Annotated in this window: 23 protein-coding genes and 2 pseudogenes; 16 read left to right on the forward strand and 9 right to left on the reverse strand. The window is 67.7% G+C overall.

What is annotated here, in order from left to right; translation table 11 throughout:
* The first annotated feature begins 17 nt into the window (after positions 1-17).
* Positions 18-968, forward strand: coding sequence for a DNA polymerase III subunit delta (gene holA, locus A5691_RS23065; RefSeq protein ID WP_156734813.1), 951 nt, complete (start codon positions 18-20; stop codon positions 966-968).
* Between the two features lie 7 nt (positions 969-975).
* Here the strand turns inward: holA and rpsT are convergent, their stop codons facing one another.
* Positions 976-1,236, reverse strand: a complete 261-nt coding sequence (gene rpsT / locus A5691_RS23070; RefSeq protein ID WP_067756740.1) for a 30S ribosomal protein S20 — start codon at positions 1,234-1,236, stop codon at positions 976-978.
* 146 nt (positions 1,237-1,382) lie between these two features.
* Here rpsT and A5691_RS23075 point away from each other — a divergent pair, with 146 nt between their 5' ends.
* The 4 genes from A5691_RS23075 to A5691_RS23090 all read left to right on the forward strand — a co-directional run bounded on the left by A5691_RS23075 (position 1,383) and on the right by A5691_RS23090 (position 5,567).
* On the forward strand, positions 1,383-3,056 hold the full coding sequence (locus A5691_RS23075; RefSeq protein ID WP_068019076.1) for a circularly permuted type 2 ATP-grasp protein: 1,674 nt from the start codon (positions 1,383-1,385) through the stop codon (positions 3,054-3,056).
* Positions 3,056-4,030, forward strand: a complete 975-nt coding sequence (locus A5691_RS23080) for an alpha-E domain-containing protein (protein ID WP_067756734.1) — start codon at positions 3,056-3,058, stop codon at positions 4,028-4,030. The genes A5691_RS23075 and A5691_RS23080 overlap by 1 nt, the downstream gene beginning before the upstream one ends.
* Positions 4,030-4,869 (forward strand): transglutaminase family protein, encoded by an 840-nt coding sequence (locus A5691_RS23085; protein ID WP_067756731.1) that lies wholly within the window; start codon positions 4,030-4,032, stop codon positions 4,867-4,869. The genes A5691_RS23080 and A5691_RS23085 overlap by 1 nt, the downstream gene beginning before the upstream one ends.
* 122 nt (positions 4,870-4,991) lie before the next feature.
* A complete protein-coding gene (locus tag A5691_RS23090) occupies positions 4,992-5,567 on the forward strand; it encodes a hypothetical protein (RefSeq protein ID WP_156675743.1) in 576 nt (191 codons plus the stop codon).
* Between the two features lie 4 nt (positions 5,568-5,571).
* On the opposite strand, the gene A5691_RS23095 is transcribed toward A5691_RS23090, so the two are convergent.
* The gene (locus A5691_RS23095; protein ID WP_067890783.1) at positions 5,572-6,411 is read right to left on the reverse strand and encodes a ribonuclease Z; all 840 of its coding nucleotides are present in this window, start codon (positions 6,409-6,411) and stop codon (positions 5,572-5,574) included.
* 198 nt (positions 6,412-6,609) lie between these two features.
* On the opposite strand from A5691_RS23095, the gene A5691_RS23100 reads away from it, so the two are divergent.
* Positions 6,610-7,038, forward strand: a complete 429-nt coding sequence (locus A5691_RS23100; RefSeq protein ID WP_067747652.1) for a CBS domain-containing protein — start codon at positions 6,610-6,612, stop codon at positions 7,036-7,038.
* A gap of 18 nt (positions 7,039-7,056) precedes the next feature.
* On the opposite strand, the gene A5691_RS23105 is transcribed toward A5691_RS23100, so the two are convergent.
* Positions 7,057-7,656, reverse strand: coding sequence for a type II toxin-antitoxin system PemK/MazF family toxin (locus A5691_RS23105; RefSeq protein ID WP_067890785.1), 600 nt, complete (start codon positions 7,654-7,656; stop codon positions 7,057-7,059).
* Between the two features lie 32 nt (positions 7,657-7,688).
* On the opposite strand from A5691_RS23105, the pseudogene lepA reads away from it, so the two are divergent.
* The 4 genes and pseudogenes from lepA to A5691_RS23125 all read left to right on the forward strand — a co-directional run bounded on the left by lepA (position 7,689) and on the right by A5691_RS23125 (position 12,100).
* Positions 7,689-9,633 (forward strand): annotated as a pseudogene (gene lepA, locus A5691_RS23110) (translation elongation factor 4).
* Between the two features lie 11 nt (positions 9,634-9,644).
* Positions 9,645-10,364, forward strand: a complete 720-nt coding sequence (locus A5691_RS23115) for a sensor domain-containing protein (RefSeq protein WP_067785185.1) — start codon at positions 9,645-9,647, stop codon at positions 10,362-10,364.
* A complete protein-coding gene (locus A5691_RS23120; protein WP_231978478.1) occupies positions 10,364-11,143 on the forward strand; it encodes a sensor domain-containing protein in 780 nt (259 codons plus the stop codon). Before A5691_RS23115 ends, A5691_RS23120 begins: the two co-directional genes overlap by 1 nt.
* Before the next feature lie 120 nt (positions 11,144-11,263).
* Positions 11,264-12,100: a sensor domain-containing protein gene (locus A5691_RS23125; protein WP_082950467.1), complete on the forward strand. Its 837-nt coding sequence runs from the start codon at positions 11,264-11,266 to the stop codon at positions 12,098-12,100.
* 294 nt (positions 12,101-12,394) lie between these two features.
* Here the strand turns inward: A5691_RS23125 and A5691_RS23130 are convergent, their stop codons facing one another.
* A complete protein-coding gene (locus tag A5691_RS23130) occupies positions 12,395-14,431 on the reverse strand; it encodes a glycoside hydrolase family 15 protein (RefSeq protein ID WP_067747535.1) in 2,037 nt (678 codons plus the stop codon).
* Between the two features lie 65 nt (positions 14,432-14,496).
* Positions 14,497-15,732 (reverse strand): FAD-dependent oxidoreductase, encoded by a 1,236-nt coding sequence (locus tag A5691_RS23135; protein WP_067747537.1) that lies wholly within the window; start codon positions 15,730-15,732, stop codon positions 14,497-14,499.
* 54 nt (positions 15,733-15,786) lie between these two features.
* Between A5691_RS23135 and A5691_RS23140 the strand changes: the two genes are divergently transcribed.
* The 5 genes and pseudogenes from A5691_RS23140 (at position 15,787) to A5691_RS23160 (ending at position 20,133) form a co-directional block, all read left to right on the forward strand.
* On the forward strand, positions 15,787-15,981 hold the full coding sequence (locus tag A5691_RS23140; protein ID WP_066952819.1) for a hypothetical protein: 195 nt from the start codon (positions 15,787-15,789) through the stop codon (positions 15,979-15,981).
* A gap of 317 nt (positions 15,982-16,298) precedes the next feature.
* Positions 16,299-17,330, forward strand: a complete 1,032-nt coding sequence (locus A5691_RS23145) for a sulfate ABC transporter substrate-binding protein (protein ID WP_067747539.1) — start codon at positions 16,299-16,301, stop codon at positions 17,328-17,330.
* A 48-nt stretch (positions 17,331-17,378) separates the two neighbouring features.
* Positions 17,379-18,214: pseudogene (gene cysT, locus A5691_RS23150) on the forward strand (sulfate ABC transporter permease subunit CysT).
* The gene (gene cysW / locus A5691_RS23155) at positions 18,211-19,023 is read left to right on the forward strand and encodes a sulfate ABC transporter permease subunit CysW (RefSeq protein ID WP_067785167.1); all 813 of its coding nucleotides are present in this window, start codon (positions 18,211-18,213) and stop codon (positions 19,021-19,023) included. Before cysT ends, cysW begins: the two are co-directional and overlap by 4 nt.
* A gap of 21 nt (positions 19,024-19,044) precedes the next feature.
* On the forward strand, positions 19,045-20,133 hold the full coding sequence (locus tag A5691_RS23160) for a sulfate/molybdate ABC transporter ATP-binding protein (protein ID WP_068015747.1): 1,089 nt from the start codon (positions 19,045-19,047) through the stop codon (positions 20,131-20,133).
* Between the two features lie 13 nt (positions 20,134-20,146).
* On the opposite strand, the gene A5691_RS23165 is transcribed toward A5691_RS23160, so the two are convergent.
* The 3 genes from A5691_RS23165 to A5691_RS29230 all read right to left on the reverse strand — a co-directional run bounded on the left by A5691_RS23165 (position 20,147) and on the right by A5691_RS29230 (position 22,755).
* Positions 20,147-20,890: a phosphoadenylyl-sulfate reductase gene (locus A5691_RS23165; RefSeq protein ID WP_067747547.1), complete on the reverse strand. Its 744-nt coding sequence runs from the start codon at positions 20,888-20,890 to the stop codon at positions 20,147-20,149.
* Entirely contained in the window at positions 20,887-22,554 is a 1,668-nt protein-coding gene (locus tag A5691_RS23170; protein ID WP_067747549.1) for a nitrite/sulfite reductase, read from the reverse strand. The genes A5691_RS23165 and A5691_RS23170 overlap by 4 nt, the downstream gene beginning before the upstream one ends.
* Before the next feature lie 108 nt (positions 22,555-22,662).
* On the reverse strand, positions 22,663-22,755 hold the full coding sequence (locus tag A5691_RS29230; protein ID WP_368664890.1) for an Ms4527A family Cys-rich leader peptide: 93 nt from the start codon (positions 22,753-22,755) through the stop codon (positions 22,663-22,665).
* 190 nt (positions 22,756-22,945) lie between these two features.
* Between A5691_RS29230 and hemW the strand changes: the two genes are divergently transcribed.
* A complete protein-coding gene (gene hemW / locus A5691_RS23175; protein WP_068014846.1) occupies positions 22,946-24,118 on the forward strand; it encodes a radical SAM family heme chaperone HemW in 1,173 nt (390 codons plus the stop codon).
* 3 nt (positions 24,119-24,121) lie between these two features.
* Here hemW and A5691_RS23180 read toward each other — a convergent pair whose 3' ends face one another.
* A complete protein-coding gene (locus A5691_RS23180; protein ID WP_067747555.1) occupies positions 24,122-25,336 on the reverse strand; it encodes a sodium-dependent bicarbonate transport family permease in 1,215 nt (404 codons plus the stop codon).
* Positions 25,337-25,508: the final 172 nt, after the last annotated feature.

Here is a 25,508-nt window from a genome sequence, read left to right on the forward strand (position 1 = left end):
TGAGCGACGATTCGCCGTTGCACCTGGTGCTGGGAGACGAGGAGCTGCTGGTCGAGCGGGCGGTGGCCGACGTGCTGCGGTCGGCCCGCCAGCGGGCCGGCGTCGAGGACGTTCCCGTCAGCCGCATGCGGGCGGGTGACGTCAGCACCTATGAGCTCGCCGAACTGCTGAGCCCGTCGCTGTTCGGCGACGAGCGGATCGTCGTCCTGGAGGCGGCCGGGGAAGCGGGCAAGGAGGCGGCTGCGGTGATCGCCTCCGCCGCGGCCGACGTTCCGATGGGCACGATGCTGGTGGTGGTGCACTCGGGGGGAGGGCGGGCCAAGGCGCTGGCCAGTGAGTTGCAGTCGCTCGGCGCCGTCGTACACCCGTGCGCGCGGATCACGAAGGTCAGCGAGCGGGTCGACTTCGTCCGCAAGGAGTTTCGGGCGTTGCGGGTGAAGGTCGACGAGGAGACCGTGACGGCGATGCTGGACGCGGTCGGCTCCGACGTGCGGGAGCTTGCGGCGGCCTGTTCGCAGTTGGTCGCCGACACCGGCGGCGTCGTCGACGCCGCCGCGGTCCGCCGCTACCACAGCGGCAAAGCCGAAGTGAAGGGCTTCGACATCGCGGACAAGGCGGTGGCCGGCGACGTCGCGGGCGCCGTCGAGGCGCTGCGGTGGGCGATGCTGCGCGGTGAGCCACTGGTGGTGCTGGCCGACGCGCTGGCCGAAGCCATCCACACGATCGGGCGGGTCGGGCCGCTGTCGGGCGACCCTTATCGGCTCGCGTCCCAGCTGGGCATGCCCCCGTGGCGGGTGCAAAAGGCCCAGAAGCAGGCACGGTACTGGTCGCGTGACAGCGTGGCGGCGGCGATGAAGGTGGTGGCGACGCTCAACGCCAACGTCAAGGGTGCCGTCGCGGACGCCGATTACGCGCTGGAGTCGGCGGTCAGGACGGTGGCCGAGCTGGCCGCCAACCGAACCCGGTGAGCGGGGCTCAGAGCTTGTTGAGCGCGCGCGCCAGGGCGGACTTCTTGTTGGCCGCCTGATTCTTGTGGATCACGCCCTTGCTGGCCGCTTTGTCCAGCTTGCGGGTGGTCGCCGCGAGCAACTCCGTGGCCTTCTCTTTGTCGCCGGCGTGGGCGGCCTCGCGGAACGCGCGGACGGCGGTGCGAAGCGACGACTTCACCGACTTGTTGCGCAGTCGAGCGCGCTCGTTGGTGCGATTGCGCTTCTGCTGCGACTTGATGTTGGCCACGCTTTAGTTCCTTCTGCGATTCGACGTTTGCTTGGGGCGCCGGATACCACCACGGCGACTGCCCAGGTTATCAGTCGGTTACGTTTTCTCCCAAAACGGGAACCCGTGGCCTGCCATAACGTCAATTTGAGGCAGCATCTAACACCGTGAGTCTTCCGAGTCAGCTTGAGGAAACCAGGGGGAGTTTGCGCGCCGCGCGCAGCGAGCGCATTTTCGGCGGATACAACACGTCGTCGGACGTGTACGCGATGGCCTTCGACGAGATGTTCGATGCGCATGGCGCCGTGCGGGGACCCTACAAGGGCATCTACGCCGAGCTCGCCCCGTCGGACGCCTCGGAGCTCAAGGCGCGCGCCGACGCCTTGGGCCGCGCGTTCATCGATCAGGGCATCACGTTCTCGCTGTCGGGCCAGGAGCGGCCTTTTCCGCTCGACCTGGTTCCCCGGGTCATCTCGGCCGCCGAATGGAGCCGGTTGGAGCGCGGCATCATCCAGCGCGTCAAGGCCCTCGAGATGTATCTCGACGACATCTACGGCGACCAGGAGATCCTCAACGACGACATCATCCCGCGCCGCCTGATCACCTCCTGCGAGCATTTCCACCGCGAGGCGATGGGCATCGTCCCGCCCAACGGCGTGCGCATCCACGTCGCCGGCATCGACCTGATTCGCGACGAGAAGGGGAATTTCCGCGTCCTCGAGGACAACCTGCGTTCGCCCTCCGGGGTGTCGTACGTCATGGAGAACCGGCGGACCATGGCGCGGGTCTTTCCGAATCTGTTCGCCACCCACCGGGTGCGTGCGGTCGACGACTACGCGTCCCACCTGCTGCGGGCCCTGCGCAATTCCGCGGCCACCAACGAGGCCGACCCCACGGTGGTGGTGCTGACCCCTGGTGTGTACAACTCGGCCTACTTCGAGCACTCGCTGCTGGCCCGCCAGATGGGCGTCGAGCTCGTGGAAGGTCGCGACCTGTTCTGCCGGGACAACCAGGTGTACATGCGCACGACCGAAGGGGAGGTGCAGGTCGACGTCATCTACCGGCGCATCGACGACGCCTTCCTGGACCCGCTCCAGTTCCGGGCCGACTCGGTGCTGGGCGTGGCAGGCCTGGTCAACGCCGCGCGCGCCGGCAACGTCGTCGTGTCCAGCGCCATCGGCAATGGTGTTGGCGACGACAAGCTCGTCTACACCTATGTGCCGACCATGATCGAGTACTACCTGGGTGAGAAGCCGTTGCTGGCCAACGTCGAGACCTACCGGTGCTGGCTCGACGACGAACGCGAAGAGGTGCTGGACCGGATCGACGAGTTGGTGCTCAAGCCGGTCGAAGGGTCCGGCGGGTACGGCATCGTGTTCGGGCCGGAAGCCTCCGACAAGGAGTTGGCCACGGTCGCCAAGAAGGTTCGCGACGATCCGCGCAGCTGGATCGCCCAGCCGATGATGGAGCTGTCGACCGTGCCGACGCAGATCGGAAACACGCTCGCGCCGCGATACGTCGACCTGCGGCCTTTCGCGGTCAACGACGGCGACGACGTGTGGGTGCTGCCCGGCGGGCTGACCCGGGTCGCCCTGGTCGAGGGTTCGCGGGTGGTCAACTCCAGCCAGGGTGGCGGCTCGAAGGACACCTGGGTGCTGGCGTCGCGGACCTCGGCCGGCGACCACGAGCTCGGCGCCGCGGAAGTGGTGCGCTCGCTGCCGGAGTCGATGCCCGACCCGGAGGTGGACGGCGCGCCGCGGCTGACGCAAACCCAGTCGCTGACCACGGAATCACCCCAGGAACAGCAGCTTCAGCAACAGCAGCGGCGGAGGAGGCGCTGATGCTGGCCCGCAACGCCGAGGCGCTGTTCTGGATCGGCCGCTATGTCGAGCGCGCCGACGACACCGCCCGCATCCTCGACGTGGTGCTGCACCAGCTGCTCGAGGATTCCAGCGTCGACCCGGACCAGACGTCTCGGCTGCTGCTGCGGGTGCTCGGGATCGATCCCCCGAGCCACGACCTGGACGTGTGGTCATTGACCGACCTGGTGGCCTTCAGCACCAATGCCTCGGGCGGTTCATCGATCGTCGACGCGATCACGGCGGCGCGGGAAAATGCGAAGTCGGCACGGGAGGTCACCTCCAGCGAGATCTGGGAGTGCCTCAACGGCACCTATCATGCCCTGGCCGAACGCGAGCGCGCGGCCAAACGCCTTGGGCCCCATGAATTCCTGTCCTACATCGAGGGGCGCGCGGCGATGTTCGCCGGGCTGGCCGACTCGACGTTGTCACGCGACGACGGGTACCGCTTCATGGTGCTGGGCCGTGCGATCGAGCGGATCGACATGACGGTGCGGCTGTTGCTTTCGCGGGTGGGGGACAGCGCTTCCTCCCCGGCGTGGGTGACGTTGCTGCGCTCCGCGGGCGCGCACGACACCTACCTGCGCACCTATCGCGGCGTGCTCGACGCCAGCCGCGTGGTCGAGTTCATGCTGCTCGACCGGCTGTTCCCGCGTTCGGTGTTCTATTCGCTGCGGCTGGCCGAACACAACCTCGACGAACTGCTGCACAACCGCCAGAGCCGCATCGGGGCCACGGGGGAGGCGCAGCGGTTGCTCGGGCAGGCCCGCAGCGAGCTGGAATTCGTGCAACCCGGTGTGCTGCTGGAGTCGCTGGAGAGCCGCTTGGCCGGACTCCAGCGAACGTGTCGCGACGTCGGAGAAGCGTTGTCCGTGCAGTACTTTCACGTCACTCCGTGGGTGGCGTGGTCGGATGCCGCCGACCGCCGGCTGGTCAGCAGGCAGGGGGACGCCTGATGTGGCGGCTGCGGGTGGTGCACACCACCGGATACGCCTACCAGTCGGCGGTGACCGCCTCCTACAACGAGGCGCGGCTGACCCCGCGGTCGAACACCAGGCAGAACGTCATCCTCAATCGCGTCGAGACGATCCCGGCCACCCGGTCCTACCGCTACATCGACTATTGGGGCACCGCGGTGACGGCGTTCGATCTGCACGCGCCGCACACCGATCTCACCGTGACGTCGTCCTCGGTGGTCGAGACCGAGCAGCCGGAACCGGCGGTGACCGACGTCGGCTGGGACGATCTGCGATCCGCGGCGGTGATCGATCGGTTCGACGAGTTGCTGCGCCCCACCGCGCACACCCCGGCGAGCAAAAAGGTTGTCTCCATAGCCAAGAAGATCGCCAAGGCGCACCAGCCCGCCGAGGCCGTCGCCGCCGCGGCGCACTGGGTGCGCGGCGAGCTGGACTACTTGCCGGGCACCACCAGCGTGCACTCGTCGGGGCTGGACGCGTTGAACGCGGGCAAGGGTGTGTGCCAGGACTTCGTGCACCTTTCGCTGATGTTGTTGCGCGCCATGGGGATTCCGGCGCATTACGTGTCGGGTTATCTGCATCCCAAGCGCCACGCCGTCGTCGGGGACACGGTGGACGGGCGCAGCCACGCCTGGATTCAGGCGTGGACCGGGGGGTGGTGGAGCTACGACCCGACCAACGAGACCGAGATCTCCGAGCAGTACGTCAGCGTGGGCGCCGGCCGCGACTACACCGACGTTCCACCCCTGAAGGGCATCTACTCCGGAGAGGGTGCGACCGATCTCGACGTCGTCGTGGAGGTCACCCGGCTGGCTTAGCCGTTCGGGCATAGCGTGCACGCATGGACTACAGCGCGCGCCGGCCCGCCGGCTTCTCGTTGCCGCTGCTTTCGACGCTGTGCGTGACGCTGCTCTTCGGCGGGATCGCCGTCGGCGTCGGCCTGGGCGGCGTGATGCCGTTGCCGTATGGGCCGGCGGCCGCGGTCGTGGCCTACGTCCGCGCGCAGCCGGTCGCCGGGCGCGTCGTCGCGGTTGCGACGTTCGCGTCGTCGGTCCCCCTGGCCGTCTACGCCGCGACGGTGGGCGTGCGGCTGCGGCGCCTCGGGGCGGGCGGGCCGGGAGCCGCGATCGCGCTGACGGGGGGCATCTTGGCGGCGGGCGCGCTGGGGCTGTGCGGATTGTTGGCCTGGCCGCTGTCGCAGCCCGGAGTCGCCGCGGACGCGCCGTTGGTCCGGGTCCTGTACTTGCTGGTGTTCCTCGTCGGCGGCCCGGGGCATATCGTCGCCCTGGGTCTGCTGGTGGCCGCGATGGCGGCAACCTCGCTGAACCTGGGGGTGCTCCCGAGGCCGGTCGCCTGGGCCGGCCTGGTAACCGCCGCCCTCGCCGAAGCGGCGCTCGGGGTGTTGATCTGGCCGGATCTGGGCGTGATCCTGCCAATCGCGCGGGTGCTGGCGCTGTCTTGGCTGGTGCTGGCCGGGGCGCTGCTGCCGTTGCGGCGCAACGACATTCGGGAATGAGGAGTTACGGGGAGTCGATCTCGACGCGATGCAGGTCGTCGCCGAGCTCGATCCGCCCGCCGAACCGCGATGCCGCCAGCGCCCGCCACTGTTCTTCTTGGCCCGGCACCAGCGCCGGCACGTAGTGCGTCATGACGAGGGTGCCGACCCCCGCGCGTGCGGCGGTTTCCGCCGCCTCTTCTACGGACGAGTGGTAGTCGCAGATGTCCTGCAGCCGTTGTTGCGGGATGTTGGCGACGATGTCCTTGCGGATCACGGTGTGCACCAGCGCGCCGGCTCCCGCGGCCAGCTCGTCGAGGCCCGCGCAGGGGACCGTGTCCCCGGCGAGCACCACCGACGCCGTCCCGTAGTCGACGCGAAACCCGATCGTTGGCGCCACCGGCCGGTGATCGGTCGGCGCGACGCGGATCGACACGCCATCGCGGTCCCACACCGCCCCGTCGGTGCATTCGTGGACCTCGACCGCCGGCGGGGCGTTCAGGTCGGCGTGGTGGGCGAGCCGGTACTCGATGTCGTGGCGGAACGCGTGCAGCGTGGCCTCGACCGTCTCCGCTATCCCGGGCGGCCCGATGATCGGCAGCGGCGCCGGATCGGGCGCGAAGGTGCTGATCCAGCGGGTGATCAGGAGATCACCGAGGTCTCCGATGTGGTCGCTGTGCAGATGGGTGATCAGCAGCGCCGACAATCCCGCCGCGCCCACGCCGACCGCCGCCGCGCGCTGCAATACACCGCGGCCGCAGTCCACCAGAAATACCTGCCCGCCGGCCCGCACCAGAGTCGACGGCCCGGCGCGGTTTGGGTCGGGGATCGGGCTTCCGGTCCCGAGCAGCGTGATCTCGATCATGGCCCTTATCTTGCAAGCCCCAGCCCCGCGCAGTGGCCCAATCGCGCGATCAGACCCGGCGCGGCGGCGCGGGCCGGTTTCGAACGCCGACGTCAGGGTATGGACACGGATCGGCTACCGGTTCTCGCCATGGCTTTTGCGCCGCGCGAGTTAGCCGTAGCCTGGTGTGAAGCCGATCACAACCAGCTGGAGGCCTTGATGCGGATTGCAGACGTCTTGCGGAACAAGGGCGCGGCGGTGGTGACCATCAATCCCGAGGCGACGGTCAAAGAGCTGCTCGCGGGCCTCGCCGAGCAGAACATCGGCGCCATGGTGGTGGTAGGCGACGAGGGCGTCGTCGGCATCGTCTCCGAGCGCGACGTCGTGCGTCAGCTGCACACCCATGGCGCCAGCGTGCTGTCACGCCCGATCTCGAAGATCATGACCGCTACCGTCGCGACCTGCACAAAGGCCGACACGGTGGATTCGCTGAGCGTGCTGATGACCAAGAACCGGGTGCGTCACGTCCCGGTGCTCGACGGCAAGAAGCTGATCGGCATCGTCAGCATCGGCGACGTGGTGAAGACCCGGATGGAAGAACTCGAGGCCGAGCACCAGCAGCTGCAGTCCTACATCACGCAGGGCTGAGCGCCGCGCGACAGGCGCCTAGCTCCACGAGTAGTCGGCGCGCAACCGCTCGGCCACCAGGTCGAAGATCTCCCGATCCAGAATCGCGCCCTCGCGGCGAATGCTTTCCTCCGGCACGTCGAGCACCCGGTCCAGCCTGACCCAGCTGTGCCTGCCCTCGTAGTCCCACGCCCCGGAGCCGATCCGGACCCAGTCCCGGTCCTCGGCGTGGCGCTCCTGGCTGGACAGCATCAACCCCAGCAACACCCGACGGTCCCGCCCAACGACGAGCACCGGCCGGTCCTTGCCGCGGGTCGGATCGTCTTCGTAGACGACCCACGTCCACACGATCTCGCCGGGATCGGCTCGACCGTCGAGGTCCGGGGCGTAGACCAGCTTGCGCGCCCGCTGGCCGGTGGGGAAGCTCGTGCTGGTCACCGGGCGGCCCGCGGTGACGGCCGGCGGTTGCGGCGCGGCGGCCGCGATGACGTTCGCGGTGATCTTGACGGCCTGCTGCAGTTCTCGCAGCACCGTCTGCGAGTTCTGCACGTGCCGGGCCAGCCGCGGGGCCCGATCGAAGACCAGGTTCTCGGCAAACCGCTGGAACGTCTTCCACTGGGATTTGCGGGCAGACGCCATATTCGCAGCATAGACGCGCGCGTGCGGGTGCGATTGTGTCCAAGTAGGTCTCGGGCACCCCGCCTAGATACCCTGGACATACCAACTGAGCCGGCGTTCACGCCGCCGCGAGCATGTCCAGACCAGGAGATTCCCATCAGCAGTTTCGCCGACAAGACCTTCACCGCGCCGGCGCAGATTCGGAACTTCTGCATCATCGCCCACATCGATCACGGCAAGTCCACGCTGGCGGACCGGATGCTTCAGCTCACCGGCGTCGTCGACGAGCGATCGATGCGCGCGCAGTACCTGGACCGGATGGACATCGAGCGCGAGCGCGGGATCACCATCAAGGCGCAGAACGTGCGGTTGCCCTGGAAGGTTGGCGACGAAGAGTACGTCCTGCACCTGATCGACACCCCCGGGCACGTGGACTTCACCTACGAGGTGTCGCGGGCACTGGAGGCGTGCGAGGGTGCGGTGCTGCTGGTCGACGCGGCCCAGGGCATCGAGGCGCAGACGCTGGCCAACCTGTACCTCGCGCTGGACCGCGACCTGCACATCATCCCGGTACTCAACAAGATCGACCTGCCGGCCGCCGACCCGGACCGCTACGCGGGCGAGATCGCCCACATCATCGGCTGTGAGCCCGGAGATGTGCTGCGGGTGTCCGGCAAGACCGGCGAGGGCGTCGCCGACCTGCTCGACCACGTCGTGCGCGAGGTGCCGCCTCCGCAGGGCGACGCCGACGCGCCGACCCGCGCGATGATCTTCGACTCCGTCTACGACATCTACCGCGGTGTGGTGACCTACGTCCGGGTGATGGACGGCAAGATCGTCCCGCGGGAGCGCATCCTGATGATGTCCACCGGCGCCACCCACGAGCTGCTCGAGGTGGGCATCGTCTCGCCCGAACCGAAAGCCAGCGCGGGCCTGGGGGTCGGCGAGGTCGGCTACCTGATCACGGGCGTGAAGGACGTCCGCCAGTCCAAGGTCGGTGACACGGTGACGACGGCCCGGCACGGCGCCACCGAGGCGCTGACGGGATACCGCGAACCCAAGCCGATGGTCTACTCGGGCCTGTATCCGGTGGACGGCTCCGATTACCCCGTTCTGCGTGACGCCCTGGACAAGCTGCAGCTCAACGACGCGGCGCTGACCTACGAGCCGGAAACGTCGGTGGCGCTGGGCTTCGGCTTCCGGTGCGGGTTTTTGGGCCTGCTGCACATGGAGATCACCCGCGAGCGCCTGGAGCGCGAATTCGACCTGGACCTGATCTCGACGTCGCCCAACGTCGTCTACCGGGTGATCAAGGAGGACGACACCGAGATCGTGGTGACCAACCCGTCGGACTGGCCCGAGGGCAAGGTGCGCACGGTCTACGAACCGGTCGTCAAGACCACGATCATCGCGCCCAGCGAGTTCATCGGCACCATCATGGAGCTGTGCCAGGCGCGCCGCGGCGAGCTGGGCGGCATGGACTACCTGTCGCCCGAGCGGGTCGAGTTGCGCTACACGATGCCGCTCGGCGAGATCATCTTCGACTTCTTCGACTCGCTGAAGTCGCGCACCCGCGGCTACGCCAGCCTGGACTACGAGGAGGCCGGCGAGCAGGAGGCCCAGCTGGTCAAGGTCGACATCCTGCTGCAGGGCGAAGCCGTCGACGCGTTCAGCGCGATCGTGCACAAGGACGGCGCTTCGGCCTACGGCAACAAGATGACCACCAAGCTCAAGGAGCTGATTCCGCGCCAGCAGTTCGAGGTGCCGGTGCAGGCGGCCATCGGTTCGAAAATCATTGCGCGCGAGAATATCCGGGCAATCCGCAAGGATGTGCTATCCAAGTGCTACGGCGGAGACATCACCCGCAAACGCAAGCTGCTGGAAAAGCAGAAGGAAGGCAAGAAGCGGATGAAGACCATCGGGCGGGTGGACGTGCCGCAGGAAGCCTTCGTGGCGGCGCTGTCCACCGACACCGGTGGCGACAAGGGCAAGAAGTAGCCGTGCTGCTGATGCGAGCCGTCACTGTCGTCGGTCTCAGCCTGCTGGGCACCGGATGCGTCACGACAGTGGCCGGAACCCCAACCCGCACCGGCCCTCTCGGCGCGTCCGCGTTGCCGCTCGAACAGGTCCTACCGGACGACGCGGAGGTCAGCGCCGCCGTGGGAAACGAGCTGCCGCCCCACAGTCCGCCGCTGGTGGGTGGTATCGAGGTGCTGCCCAACGGGATTCGTGACGCCGGCGGCGCCGCTCCCATCGAATGCCTCGGCGCCGTCGACCCGGCGATGCGCCTCGTCTACGAAACCGGCCCGGTGCGCCGCGTCGCGACGCAGCGCTACTGGAATTACGGCTCCGGCGTGCAGGTGTCCAGCGCGACGGCAGCGGCGATCGAGCTGGCGACCGCGTCCGACGCGCAGCGACTCTTCGCGTCCTTCGTGCAGCAATGGCAAAACTGCACGGACACCACGGTCACCATGTACACACACGATGAGAGCGCCACCGAGTTGTACTCGAAGGTGACCGACGTCCGAGTCGACGGGCCGGTACTTTCCGCCACCGTCATCGCGTGGGACAACCATCACACCCCGCCAACCCCGGACGAGCGGGCGGTGGGCACCGCGGGCGACGTCATCGCCGACGTCAAGGTCGCCGTCGCGCCGCACGTGCCGGCCGGGACGCGGGCTGTCGACGTCGTTCAGGCTATGTTGCGAAAAGTCTCGAGCACCAACTGATGTCGATGCGCCGGACGATCCTCGCCTGCCTGTTGACCGTCGCGCTCGCGACGGGTTGCACGGTCGACGGCACCGCGCGGCCCGCGCCGAATCTGAAACCGCGCCCGGTGATTGGGCAACCCGTCAAGAAAGTGCTCCTCGATGACGCCGAGCTGTCGAAGCTGCTGGGCCAGTCCTTCGGGAGCAAGAACGAACTCCCGGCGCGGTTCGGCGGTCCCGAGGTGCTGCAGCCGGCCTTCGGCGCGGCCTCGCCCGCCAACTGCGTCGGTGTCACCTCGATGATGGTGAAGGATGCGTACCGATCCGCCGACGTCAAGAACGCCGCGCGGGAGACGTGGTGGAACCAGCGCGGACCGGCGAAGGTGATCAGCGTCGCCGAGGGCGTGGTCGCGCTGTCCAGCACCGGCGGGGCCGCCGCGCTGTTCCAACAGTTTGCACAACAGTGGCGCGACTGTGAGGGCACGACCGTGACCATCGGACGTCCCAGCATCATCATCGACCGCCCCGCGATCGTCTTCTCGGACACCATCTCTGAGGTAAGGGTCTCCGAATCGGTTCTGGCCGCGACCGTTTCGATCGACACCCAATTGCCCGGCATACCGTCGAGCGGGCCCAGGCCCGAGGCGCGCGCCATCGGCGTGCGGGGGAACTGCCTCGTCGAAGTCGAAGTGGCGTTCTTCAATTCGACGCGCTCGTCGGATGAGGGCTCCGGCGATGTGCACCGCAGCGCCATCGACATCGCGCACGCCATGATGGACAAGGTCAGCGGGCTGAGCTGACCGGCAGCTGCCACAAACCTGGGACTTCTCTGGGGGTTGAGCTGTGCTCACGCGTGGGCGACGGCTTCGCCGCGCCGTCGAGCCTAAGCTCGGGTGAAGTGGGAGGTAGCCGAGAAGCGCATGGAAAGAATTTGCGGTAGCGAATTGCCGCCTTCTGCGTTTGTCGCCGTGGCGACCGGTAGAAGCGGCGGCCGGCGAGCACGTTGTTACGCCGTAGCACTTTTGGTCGTGCTGATCTCGGCCACGGGCTGCTCCACCACCGTCGGTGGCGCGGCGCGGGCTCCGGCGAACCTCACGACGCGATTCCTCGACGGGCACACCCTCGAGCGGGTGCTCCTCGGCAAGAGCGCGCTGTCCCGCGTTGTCAGGGAGCCCGTGGAACTCGACCCGGGTTTCCCACCGTTTGTCGGGGGACCCGAGATGTTGGGTCGCGTGCGGTCGGAGGGGTCCGAAAGCTGCCTCGGGGTGGCAGTGATGATGCGGGCGGGCGCCTATCGGTCCGCGAACGTCAAAGCCGTTGCCTTCACTACGTGGCGGCCCACTGCCCCGTCCGGCGCGGCGGTCATCCGCGTGCAAGAGGCCGCCATCGGCCTGCCCACGGCCGATCAGGCCTACGCGCTGTTTTCGACGATCGCCAGGCGGTGGCAAGAATGCGACGGAAAGACCGTCCCCATTGCGGGCGGCAGTCTGCCGCTGGAAGTGAAAGTCAGTCACGTGCAAAGCGCGAGTTCCGTTGTCGCCGCGACTATTTCGACACAGTGGAACATGCCACCGTCGTTTTCGCCGCCAGCGCTTCCCGCTGAGCGGGCTGTCGGGGTCCGGGACAATTGCCTCATCGAAGTCGAGGTCGACTTCTTCGACGCACCAAGCGCATTGCAAGACGGCACGCGTGACGCGAACGCCAGGGCGCTCGACATCGCCCAAGTCATGCGAGACAAGGTGAGCGCGCTGAGCTGATTCGCGGTACGGATGGCGGCGACCCGCGTCGCCCGGCCTGACGGCCGCGCTCGCGATCGCCGCGGTGTTGATGGCGGCGACCCGCGTCGCCCGGCCTGACGGCCGCGCTCGCGATCGCCGCGGTACGGATGGCGGCGACCCGCGTCGCCCGGCCTGACGGCCGCCCTCGCGATCGCCGCGGTACGGATGGCGGCGACCCGCGTCGCCCGGCCTGACGGCCGCGCTCGCGATCGCCGCGGTACCGATGGCGGCGACCCGCGTCGCCCGGCCTGACGGCCGCGCTCGCGATCGCCGCTACATCGGCGCGTTGGCGGGCTGGAACATCCCGGAGCCGTCGGCCTCCTCCTCGGCGCGGATCACGTGCACCACGGCGTTGATCAGCGCCAGGTGGGTGAACGCCTGCGGGAAGTTGCCCAGGTGCCGGCCGGTCCGTGGCTCGATCTCCTCGGCGTAGAGGTGCAACGGGCTGGCATAGGACAGCAGCCGCTCGCACAACCGCTTGGCCCGCGCCACCTCGCCGATCTCCACCAGGGCCGACACCAGCCAGAACGAGCAGATCGTGAACGTGCCCTCCTCGCCGGACAACCCGTCGTCGGTCTCCTCCACCCGGTAGCGCAGCACCAGGCCCTCCGAGGTGAGTTCGTTGGCGATGGCCAGCACGGTGTTGCGCACCCGCGGATCGTCCGGCGGCAGGAAGCGGGTCAGCACCACGAGCAGCAGCGAGGCGTCCAGCGCGTCGCTGCCGTAGCGCTGGGTGAACACCCCGCGGGCGTCCACCCCGTGTTGCAGGATGTCCTCCTTGATCTCCTCGGCGATCGCCCGCCACTGCTGGGCGTAGCTCTTCTCGCCCTGCCGCTCGGCCAGCTTCGCCCCGCGGTCGAGCGCGACCCAGCACATCACCTTCGACGAGGTGAAGTGCTGCGGCTCGCCGCGGACCTCCCAGATGCCCCGGTCGGGTTCTCGCCAGTGCTTGATGGCCTCCTCGACCTGCTTCTTGAGCACCGGCCACAGCGTCTCGGGGACCTGCTCGCGCGACTTGGCGTGCAGGTAGAAGGAGTCGAGGATGGAACCCCAGATGTCGTGCTGCACCTGGTCGTAGGCGCCGTTGCCGATGCGCACCGGGCGCGCATGGTCGTAGCCGGACAGGTGATGGAGTTCCTCCTCCACCAGGCTGCGTTCGCCGCCCACTCCGTACATCACCTGCAGCGGGTGCCGTTCGTTGCTGTTGGCGCCGGAGACGTCGGCGATGAACGCGAAGAAGTCGTCGGCCTCGCGGTCCAGTCCCAGCGTGTAGAGACCCCACAACGCGAACGTCGAGTCACGCACCCACGCGTAGCGGTAGTCCCAATTGCGTTCGCCCTGAGGCGTTTCCGGAAGCGACGTGGTGCTGGCCGCCAGCAGCGCCCCGGTCGGCGAGTAGGTCAGCCCCTTCAGCGTGAGCGCGCTGCGCTGCAGGTACGCCCGCCACGGGTGGTCAGGGAAGTTGCCGATGTTGATCCACTGCCGCCAGCATTCGGTGGTCTGCCACATCTTGTCGGCGGCCTCTTCGTAGGTCTGCGGCGCCGGATGCTTTGTCCAGCTCAGCGCGACGAACACGTCGTCGCCCTCTTTCATCCGGGTGCGCGCCCGCGCCTCGCGACCCTCCAGCCCGATCCGCAGGTTGCTGGTGAGCCGCAGTGTCGGGTGGGCGTCGGGCTGCTTGGTCGCCCGGGCCACCGCCTCGCCGTACGCATTGGCCGAGTACTCCCAGGTGGCGCCGACGCGGTGGTAGTCGAACGCGGGCTCGCAGCTCATCATCAGCTCGACCGTGCCGCTGACGCAGCGCACCGTGCGCAGCAGGATGTGCTCGGCGTCCCAGTCCATCGGGGTGCGGCGGTGCGTCCTCGACCGGCGCTCGATGTCGTGCCAGGGCCCCATCACCAGCGCGTCGCGCACGATCAGCCACCCGGTGTGGGTTTGCCACGTGGTCTCCATGATCAGGCTGCCCGGCAGGTAGCGGCGGGCCGAGGGCACCGAGACGCCGTAGGGGCCGAGCCGGAAATGGCCGGCGCTGCGGTCCAGGATCGCGCCGAACACGCTGGGGGAGTCCGGCCGGGGCACGCACAGCCATTCGACGGATCCGGCGGGCGAGATCAGGCACGTCGTCTCCCAGTCGGACAGGAACGCGTAGTCGGCGATCGGCGGAAACGGGTTCCGTAGTGCCCCGCTGGAAGCCAGGGGCGCCGGCGCGCTGAAGTCGATGGGTGACGGCAACGTCGCCGGGGCCGTTTCGAATGCCTCCTCGGGCATGGCGTCGGCGGGCTGGTCGTCGGGCTGAGCGTGCAGGACCATCCCGACATCATCATCTGTGGAGCGGTCCCCCGTCCATTTTTTCGCCGACGTGGCGTCACTCTGTGTCAACCGCGGCGTCGGGCGAACCTCGGGGCGTGCTCGGGCAGCGGGCCGATTGCGACGAGGTAGCCGAGCAGTCTCCGCAGGGCTGTGGAGCGGCCCACCAGCCGCACGCCCGGTGGCGCGCGGTCCTCGTTCCGGGCCACCGCCGCGGCGATCACGTTGGCGTGGATCCCCCGTTGCGCGGCCTGCAGCAGCGCGGTGGGCAGCCAGCGGCGCGCCTGCACCCGGGCCAGCCGCCAGACGGGCACCCGACCCGTGCGCAGCGGGCCGGCCAGGATGCGGGCGGCGGCCACCGCGTCGGCCACCGCGAGGTTGATGCCGATCCCGCCGACCGGCGACATCGCGTGCGCGGCGTCGCCGATGAGCAGGACGCCGTCGGCATACCAGCGGCGAAGCCGATTCAGTTGCACATCAAGCAGTTTCACGTCGTCGAATGACGTCAGCGTCCGCACGCGGTCACCCAGCCAGGGCACCATGGCGACCAGCACCCGGTGCAGCGCCTCGATGCCCTCGGCCCGCAGCTGGGTGTCGGTTCCCTTCGGGATGATGTAGGCGATCTGGTAGTAGTCGCCGCGATCGATCACGATGACCGCGTGCCCGGCTCGCAGCACCCCGCCCAGCCCCCGCGGATCCCCGGGATGGCGGGGCAACCGGAACCACCACACGTCCATGGGCGCGCCGAAGCTGTGCGGTTCGAGGCCGACCGCCGAACGCACCGTGGAGGAGCGGCCGTCGCAGGCGACGGTCAGCTCGGCGCGCATGCTCCCAACCTCGCCGGTCTGGTTGCGGTAAGTGACGCCGACGACCCGGTCTCCGTCCCGGATCACGCCGGTCACCTCGGTGCTGCGCAGCAGCCGGAAGCTCGGCTCGGCCTCGGCCGCGGTGGCCACCAACTCCAGGAAGTCCCATTGCGGCACCAGGGCGATGTGCTTGTGGGCGCCGGGCAGGCGGGTCAGGTCGAGCGCCACCGGTTCGTTCTGTATCTCCATGCGGACGGTGTCGATGAGGCGATGCGGGATCTGCGCGAACCGCGCGCCCAAGCCCAGCTCGTCGAGCAGGCGCAGCGTGCTCGCGTGCACGGTGTCGCCGCGAAAGTCGCGCAGGAAGTCGGCGTGCTTTTCCATCACCGTGACGTCAACGCCGGCGCGGGCCAGCAGCAGTCCCAGCACCATCCCCGCCGGGCCGCCACCGACGATCAGGCAGGCCGTCGCCCCGGGCGCGGGTGGCGGGGCGGACATGCGCCGATCTTGGCACATTGGAATTCCACTGCACGGCCGAATAGGGTGAGCCGCGTGACCGCGTTCCTGAATTGGTGGGACGGCAACGAGCTGTGGCTTTCCGGGCTCGCTTTCGTGCTGCAAGCCATGGTGGTGATGCCGGTCGTGCTCGTCGTGGCCGCGGTCACGGCGGGGCTGCTCGACGGCCTGCTTGGCAAGAGCATCGCCCTGATGCGCCGGGCCCGCCACGCCGGTGAGGCGCCCGGGTAACCCGCATGCCTCGGTCGCACGTGACGTTGATTCTGGTCGCGCTCGTGGTGCTGGTCATCGTCGCGTGGTGGCTGACGCACTGAGCGCGGTTTGCCGGCTCGGCCCCTCGAGCGGTGGCGGGCATGCCGATTCCTGTTAGGCTTCCCGCCATGCATGTGACATCCGGTGTGGAACGCCATGTCTTCGTGCACTGTTGTCGCTGACTGCCAAACCCGTGTGCGGTCTGGTATGGGGTTCGTGAGGTCTCCCTCCGTTTAAAGGCGCCTTTCCGCAGCAACGGGACAATCGTCCGTAAGTCCCCGTCCTGGAAGGCCCGAATGCCCAACCACATCGCAAGGCGTTGGCGACCGGCGACCATCTTCGCCCTCGTCGTGGCGGTCATCGCGGGGTGTAGTGGTGGGCCCAGTGACGTCGTGGGGGGGAGCGGCCCGAACAACGCGCGCACGAGCATCACTCTGGTCGCCTACTCGGTCCCAGAACCCGGCTGGAGCAAGGTGATTCCGGCGTTCAACGCCGCCGAGGAGGGCAAGAGCGTCCAGGTGATCACCTCCTACGGTGCCTCGGGCGACCAATCGCGCGGAGTCGTCGACGGCAAGCCCGCGGACGTCGTGAATTTCTCCGTCGAACCCGACATCACCCGATTGGTGAAGGCGGGCAAGGTCTCCAAAGACTGGAATACCGACGCCACCAAGGGAATTCCGTTCGGTTCGGTCGTCACCCTGGTGGTGCGCAAGGGCAACCCGAAGAACATCAGGGACTGGGACGACCTGCTGCGGCCGGGGGTGGAGGTCATCACGCCCAGCCCACTTAGTTCGGGATCGGCCAAATGGAACCTGCTGGCGCCGTACGCGGTCAAGAGCGAAGGGGGCAGCAACGCCCAGGCCGGCGTCGAGTTCATCAGCAAGTTGGTGCATGAACACGTCAAGCTGCGTCCCGGTTCGGGGAGGGAGGCCACCGATGTTTTCGTCCAGGGCAGTGGGGACGTGCTGATCAGTTACGAGAACGAGGCGATCGCCACCGAGCGCGCAGGCAAGCCGGTCGAGCACATCAACCCGCCGCAGACGTTCAAGATCGAGAACCCGGTGGCGGTGGTCACCACCAGTCCCCACCTGGACGCCGCGGTCGCCTTCAAGAACTTCCAGTACACGGCCGCCGCGCAGAAGGTGTGGGCACAGGCCGGTTTTCGGCCCGTCGACCCGGCCGTCGCCGCCGAATTCCGCGCCCAGTTTCCGGCCCCGGCGAAACTGTGGACGATCGCCGACCTCGGCGGCTGGACCGCGGTCGACCCGCAGCTTTTCGACAAGAGCACCGGCAGCATCACCAAGATCTACACGCAGGCCACCGGATGACGGCCGCGATCACGCCCGACCCCCAGGCGATCAGGCCCGAGCTCGGCGATCCCGCCGGTTACCCCGGGCGCGGGCCGGTCAAGGCGCGGCGGGCCCGCGGCACCACGTCGCTGCGCGTCGGCGTCGCGACGCTGTGGCTGTCGGTGATCGTGCTGCTGCCGCTGGCCGCGATCGCCTGGCAGGCCGCCGGCGGCGGCTGGCACGCCTTCTGGCTGGCCGTCAGCTCCAACGCGGCGCTGGAGTCGTTCCGGGTGACCCTGACCATTTCCGCCGGGGTCACCGTGGCCAACCTGGTGTTCGGCCTGGTGATCGCCTGGGTGCTGGTGCGCGACGACTTCGTCGGCAAGCGGCTCGTCGACGCGATCATCGACCTGCCGTTCGCGCTGCCCACCATCGTCGCCAGCCTGGTGATGCTGGCCCTCTACGGCAACAACAGTCCGGTGGGGTTGCACCTGCAGCACACCGCGTGGGGCGTGGCGGTGGCGCTGGCCTTCGTCACGCTGCCGTTCGTGGTGCGCGCGGTGCAGCCGGTGCTGCTGGAAATCGACCGGGAGACCGAGGAGGCGGCGGCGTCGCTGGGCGCCAGTGGCCCAAAGATTTTCACTTCCGTGCTGTTGCCGTCGCTGACGCCGTCGTTGCTGTCCGGTGCGGGGCTGGCGTTTTCGCGTGCGATCGGCGAATTCGGTTCGGTGGTGCTGATCGGTGGAGCGGTGCCGGGCAAGACGGAAGTGTCGTCGCAATGGATACGGACCCTGATCGAGAACGACGACCGGACCGGCGCCGCCGCCATCTCCATCGTGCTGCTGTCCATCTCGTTTGTCGTGCTGTTCATCCTGCGGATCGTGGGCGGCCGCGCGGCCAAGCGTGAGGAGCTGGCACCGTGACGTCGTCGCGCGGGGTTCGCTACCTGATCCGATTCGTGGCGCTGGCATACGTTTTCGTGTTGCTCGTTGTCCCGGTGGCCCTGATCCTGTGGCGGACTTTCCGGCCGGGCTTCGGCCAGTTCTTCGACTGGGTCAGCACGCCCGCGGCGGTCTCGGCGCTGAACCTGACGTTGCTGGTCGTCGCGATCGTAGTGCCACTCAACGTGGTGTTCGGCATCCCGACCGCTTTAGTGTTGGCGCGCAACCGTTTTCGCGGTAAGGGCGTGTTGCAGGCCGTCATCGATCTGCCGTTCGCGGTGTCGCCCGTCATCGTGGGCGTCGCACTGATTCTGTTGTGGGGATCGGCAGGCGCGTTCGGATTCGTCGAGAGGGACCTCGGGTTCAAGATCATCTTCGGGCTGCCCGGCATCGTGCTCGCGAGCATCTTCGTCACCCTGCCGTTCGTCGTGCGCGAGGTGGAGCCGGTGCTGCACGAATTGGGCACCGACCAGGAAGAGGCCGCCGCGACCCTGGGATCGGGTTGGTGGCAGACCTTCTGGCGGATCACCCTGCCATCCATCCGGTGGGGTTTGACCTACGGCATCGTGTTGACCGTCGCCCGCACCCTCGGCGAATACGGCGCCGTCATCATCGTGTCGTCGAACTTGCCGGGTAAGTCCCAGACGCTGACATTGCTGGTCTCGGATCGATACAACCGCGGGGCCGAGTACGGCGCGTACGCGCTGTCGACGTTGTTGATGGGCGTTGCGGTGTTGGTGCTGATCTTCCAGGTAATTCTCGACCTTCGCCGGGCACGGGCGGACAGATAGGCTCGATATGGAGACTTGTAGATGACCGACAAGCACAACCGCGACCACGCCATCATCGTGCGGAACGCCCACAAGCGCTATGGCGACTTCGTGGCGCTCGACAACGTCGACTTCGTCGTACCGTCCGGCTCGTTGACGGCACTGTTGGGTCCCAGCGGGTCGGGCAAGTCGACCCTGTTGCGCGCCATCGCCGGGCTCGACCAGCCCGACAGCGGAACGATCACTATCAACGGCAATGACGTCACGCGGATCCCGCCGCAGAGACGGGGCATCGGGTTTGTGTTCCAGCACTACGCGGCGTTCAAGCACCTGACCGTTCGCGACAACGTGGCGTACGGGCTGAAGATCCGCAAGCGTCCCAAGGCGGAGGTCAAGGCCAAGGTCGACAATCTGCTGGAAGTCGTGGGGCTGAGCGGCTTTCAGAACCGCTATCCCAATCAGCTGTCCGGCGGTCAGCGACAGCGGATGGCGCTGGCGCGGGCGCTGGCGGTCGACCCCCAGGTGCTGCTGCTCGACGAGCCGTTCGGGGCGCTGGACGCCAAGGTGCGGGAGGACCTGCGCGCGTGGCTGCGCCGCCTGCATGACGAGGTGCATGTCACCACGGTCCTGGTCACCCACGACCAGGCGGAGGCGCTCGACGTCGCCGACCGAATCGCCGTGCTGAACCACGGACGCATCGAGCAGGTGGGATCGCCGACCGAGGTCTACGACGCCCCGGCGACGGCCTTCGTCATGTCGTTTCTCGGGGCGGTGTCCACCTTGAACGGCAATCTGGTTCGCCCGCATGACATCCGGGTGGGCCGCAACCCCGAGATGGCCATCGCGGGCGGCGACGGCACCGCGGAGTCGATCGGGGTGGTGCGCGCCACGGTCGATCGCGTGGTCGTGCTGGGCTTCGAGGTGCGAGTCGAATTGACCAGCGCCGCCACCGGGGGACACTTCACCGCTCAGATCACCCGAGGCGACGCCGAGGCCCTGGCCCTACGCGAGGGCGACACCGTCTACGTCCGCGCCACCCGAATGCCGTCCCTTCCCGCCGAGGACGCCGGCGACGGCGGCAGCCGTTCCGGCCGGGCCGGTGAGAATCAGACCACGCTGACGTCGGCATGACCCAAGGCCGCGCTCAGGAAGCGTGCAGCCCGCACTCGGTCTTGGCCAGCCCCTGCCAACGCCCACTGCGCGGGTCGGCCCCGGCGAGCGGCTTGGCGGTGCAGGGCTCGCAGCCGATCGACGGATACCCGTCGTAGACAAGCGGATTCACCAGCACGCCGTGCTCGTCGATGTAGTTCTGCATGTCCTCGTCGGTCCACGTCGCAAGCGGGTTGATCTTCACCAGCTTGAAGCCCTCGTCGAAGCCGATCACCGGGGCGTTGGCGCGCGTCTTCGCTTCGCTTCGGCGCAGCCCGGTCACCCAGGCGGAATATCCGCTCAGGACGCGGCGCAGGGGCACGACTTTGCGCAGCCGGCAGCACTCGCCCGGGTCGCGCTCGAACAGGTTCTTCCCCAGCAACTGGTCCTGCTCGGCCACCGTCTGCTCGGGGGTGATGTTGAGAACGTGGATGTCGTAGACCGATTCGACCGCGTCCCGGGTTCCGATGGTCTCGGCGAAGTGGTAGCCGGTGTCCAGGAAGACCACCGGCACACCCGGGCGAACCTTGGCGGCAAGATCGATCAACACCGCCTCCTGCATGCTGGAGGTGAGCACGTAGTTGCAGGTGGCCCAGCCGCGCGGCCCGTTGACCCCGCCGAAGGTCTCGTCGGCCCATTGCAACACCTCGATCGCGCTGGCGCCCTCGAGTTCCGCGGCGCCCCGCGCCGCCAGGTCGCGCAGTTCTGCTTCGGTTCGTTTCGTTGCTTGTCCACTCATCGTAAATCGTCCTCATCCGCCCGAATCGCCCACTGCGCGAACCGTTCTCCCGCACTGCGGTGTTTGATGAAGTTCCTTACCACCCGGTCGATGTAGTCGCCCAGTTCGTCGCTCGTCACCTTGTGCTGGCGCAGCTTGCGCCCGAATCCGCTGTCGAGCCCGAGGCTGCCGCCCAGGTGCACCTGAAAGCCCTCGACCGAGCCCCCGTGACCGTCGTCCACCATTTGGCCCTTGAAGCCGATATCGGCCACTTGAATTCGGGCGCATGAGTTCGGACAACCGTTGATGTTGACCGTGATCGGCACGTCGAGCGAGGAGTTGATGTCCTCGAGCCGGCGCTCCAGCTCCGGCACCAAGACCTGGGCCTTTCCGCGCGTTTCGGCGAACGACAACTTGCAGTACTCGATCCCTGTGCACGCCATCAGGTTCCGGCGCCAATGGGACGGTCTGGTCTGCAGCCCGAGCGCCTCCAGCCCGGCGAGCACCTCGTCGAGTTTGTCGTCGGCGATGTCGAGGATGACCAGCTTCTGGTACGGGGTGAACCGCACCCGGTCCGAGCCCGCCTTGTCCATCAGATCCGCCACCGCAGAGAGGATGGACCCCGAGACCCGCCCCGCGATCGGCGCCGCCCCGACCGCGTTGAGCCCGTTCTTGAGCCGCTGAACCCCGATGTGGTCGATCGGATGTTTGAGCGGTTCGGGGGCCGGCCCGTCGATCAGCGGCCGTTTGAGGTACTCCGTTTCGAGGACCTCGCGGAATTTCTCGATGCCCCAGTCCTTGATCAAGAACTTCAGCCGGGCCTTCGACCGCAGCCGGCGGTAGCCGTAGTCGCGGAATATCGACGTCACGGCCTCCCAGACCTCGGGCACCTCGTTCAGCGGCACCCAGACGCCGACCCGCTGGGCCAGCATCGGGTTGGTGGACAGACCACCGCCGACCCACAGGTCGAGGCCGGGCCCGTGCTCGGGATGGTTGACGCCGATGAAGGCGATGTCGTTGATCTCGTGCGCGACATCCTGCAGACCCGAAATCGCCGTCTTGTACTTGCGCGGCAGGTCGGCGAAGTCCGGCGTGCCGATGTAGCGGCGCACGATTTCGTCGATCGCCCAGGTCGGGTCGAGCACCTCGTCGAGCGACTCGCCGGCCAGCGGCGAACCGAGGATCACGCGGGGGCAGTCACCGCACGCCTCGGCGGTCTGCAGTCCCACCCCGGCGAGCCGCCGCCAGATTTCGGGGACGTTTTCGACCTCGATCCAGTGCATCTGTACGTTCTGCCGGTCGGAGATGTCGGCGGTGTCGCGGCCGAACTCCGTCGAGATCTGGCCGACCGTGCGCAACGCCGCGGCCGACAGGGCACCACCGTCGCAGCGCACGCGCATCATGAAGTACTTGGCTTCCAGCAGATCGGCATTCTCGTCACCGGTGAAGGTGCCGTCATAGCCCTGTTCGCGCTGGGTGTAGAGCCCCCACCAGCGGAAGCGGCCGCGCAGGTCACTCTTGTCGATGCTGTCGAAGCCGGCCTTCGCGTAGATGTTCTCGATGCGTTCGCGCACCTCGAGCGGGGCGCCGGCGTGCTTCATCTCTTCGTTGGGGTTGAGCGGTTCCCGATCTCCCAGCGCCCACTGGCCCTCGTTACGGGGCTTGGCGGGACGGGCTGTGGTCATCTCGGAGGTCTCCTTCGAACATCGCAGGCATGAAAGCGCAGCTCACCGGTGGTATCGGCGGCGCAGATCCGATGCCAGCTGGACGTACAGGTGGGCGGGTCTACGACATCAAGGGAGACAGCAACAGCTGCAAACACGCTTGAGATCAATGTGCCGACGAGCCACGAGCGCAATGCGAAGGCTGGGCTGAGCGACGGTCACGCCACCATTGTGCCACGCCCGTCAGCCGGCGATGTAACCAGGTCAAACATCGGCTCACGATGAGCGGAATTCCCGATTAAGCTGGTCGCGCGGGTAAGAAAACCCAGGAAAAGCGTGTGCGGCCGACATCGGCGCGGGCACTGTGGATCGACGCCGCGGCCGGGTACCGCACACCGTGGGATGATTTGGCATGGCCCTTCGCGAGGAAGCCGTCGAGCTGCCCGACCTCCAGCCCGTCCCCGAGCGGCCGTTCGGGATCTACATTCACGTCCCGTTCTGCATAACCCGTTGCGGCTATTGCGATTTCAACACCTACACGCCGGCCGAGTTGGGCGGTGTCAATCCCGACGCCTGGCTTGCGGCGCTGCGGACGGAGTTGGAGCTGGCGGCAGAGCGTCTGCCCGGGCCGACCGTGGCCACGGTGTTCGTCGGGGGAGGGACGCCGTCACTGCTCGGTGGCGCCCGCGTGGCGTCGGTGCTGGAGATGGTGCGCGAGCATTTCACGCTGGCGCCCGATGCCGAGATCACCACCGAGGCCAACCCGGAGTCCGCCTGGCCGGACTTTTTCGACGCCATTCGCGCGGCCGGCTACACGCGGGTTTCGCTCGGCATGCAGTCGGTGTCCCCGCGAGTGCTGGGGGTTCTCGACCGCATTCACACGCCGAACCGATCGGCGGCGGCCGCCCGAGAGGCCTTGGACGCCGGCTTCGAACACGTCAGCCTCGATCTGATCTATGGAACGCCGGGGGAATCCGACGACGATCTGCTGCGCTCGGTCGACACGGCGATCGACACCGGCGTCGATCACGTGTCCGCCTACGCCCTGGTCGTCGAGGAAGGCACGGCGCTGGCCCGACGGGTCCGGCGCGGCGAGCTCGCCGCCCCCGACGACGACATCCTGGCGCACCGCTACGAGCTGGTCGACGCCCGGCTTTCCGAAGCCGGAATGTCTTGGTACGAGGTGTCCAATTGGGCGCGGCCGGGCGGTGAATGCCGACACAACCTCGGCTATTGGGATGGTGGCCAGTGGTGGGGCGCCGGACCGGGGGCCCATGGCTATGTCGGTGCCACGCGGTGGTGGAACGTCAAGCACCCCAACGCCTACGCGGAAAAGCTGGCCGCCGGCGTATTACCGGTGGGGGGATTCGAGCGGCTCGACTCCGACGCCGTGCACACCGAAGACGTACTCCTGAAAACTCGTCTGCGACAGGGCCTTCCGCGCGATGTGCTGAATTCTGCCGAGGGGGCGCGGGCCGAAGGCGCGGTCGCCGACGGGTTGCTGGTGTCCGACGCAGATCGCTTCATCCTCACGCCGCGCGGCCGCCTGCTGGCCGACGCCGTGGTGCGCACCGTGTTGGGGTAGTCCTCAGCTGTTCGGGAACCAATGCGCGACTGCGCGATTGATCTCGATGTACAGCGGGATCCCGATCGTGACGGTGTAGGAGAAGGTCAGACCCAGCGCGGCCGCCAGCGGCAGGGTTGGGCTCGCCTCTGGGATCCCCAGCCGCTGGACCGCGGGCAGCGTGATGTAGGACGCCGCACTGCACAGCACCGCGAACAAGACGTAGGTGCCCGGCTGGAAGTGCGTGTCGGTCAGGTTGGCGTAGGCGTAGGCGGCCAGGATGCCAAGTGCCGCAAACAGGTTGGGCGCCAACAGGCCGAAGGCGATGAACCCGCCACCGGCCAACTTCAGATCCCGTAATTTGCGGGACGCCGTCATGCCCATCTCGAGCAGAAACAGGCAGAGCACGCCCTGAAACGCCGCAACGAAGAGCTCGTTTTGGTCGTGCACAACCTTCTGGCCCTGCAGCGCGCTGATGAAGCCGATGGCGATGCCGCCGACGAGGAGGATGAGGCCGGGATTGAGGAACACTTCCTGCAATATCGCCCGTGACATCAGCGGTGCCTTCTCGCGCTGCGGGGTGTTCCCGTACCACGCGTGCTCCTGCTTTTCCAGCGAGAACTCCAGCTCCTCTTCGATTCCGCGCTCGACCCCGTCGTCAACGCCCTCGGCCTGGGCGGCAGCGCCGGGACCTACCCTTGCGGGGGCGGTGTAACCCTGCTCGTCCGGCATGTACCCGGCTTCGTCCATCCCGCGGTGTCGCAGCCGGGCCACCAGGTATAGGGCAACCAGGCAGCCGGGAATCTCCATGAACGCGAGTAGAACCGGCATGTAGGCGTCGAAGGCGATCTTCACGCTGGTCAACACGGCCACGCAGGTGGCGAAGGCGCCCGCCGAGTCCGACCCGTAGTAACCGGCGACCGTCGCCCTGTCGACGCGTCGCAGCCGCGTCAGGTACCTCAGCAAGACATAGGTGAGCACTCCGATCACGAAGTTCAGCACCAAGCCCAGCGCGACGAATCCGGCGATGTTGTCGATATCGGCGGGTTTCACTTTCGCCAGCTCTTCGCCACCCTGCCAGCCGACGGCCACCAGCAGATACATCGTCAAACCCTGGTAGATCACGTACGGGAATTCGAACCGCACCCTCAGGATCGGAATGAGGAAACCGAAGTAGAAGAACAGCAGCAGCGGCTTGAACAGATTGTGGATGAAGTTCTGCCACATCTCTTGAAGCATGGGCGCCTCCTGGCGACGCAGTACAGCCCGGCGGGTGGCAGCAGGCGACTCGCGGCGCCCCTGAACTTAGTGGAACCTCGCGGGCTTGAGCGAGCCGACCATCGCGTCTTTACGAACAATTAACAAGTGGCCGATTGGGACCTTGGCGCGGCCCGTCAAACGAACTGTCGCC

The organism is Mycobacterium sp. E183 (genome assembly GCF_001667735.1).
Lineage (GTDB): Bacteria > Actinomycetota > Actinomycetes > Mycobacteriales > Mycobacteriaceae > Mycobacterium.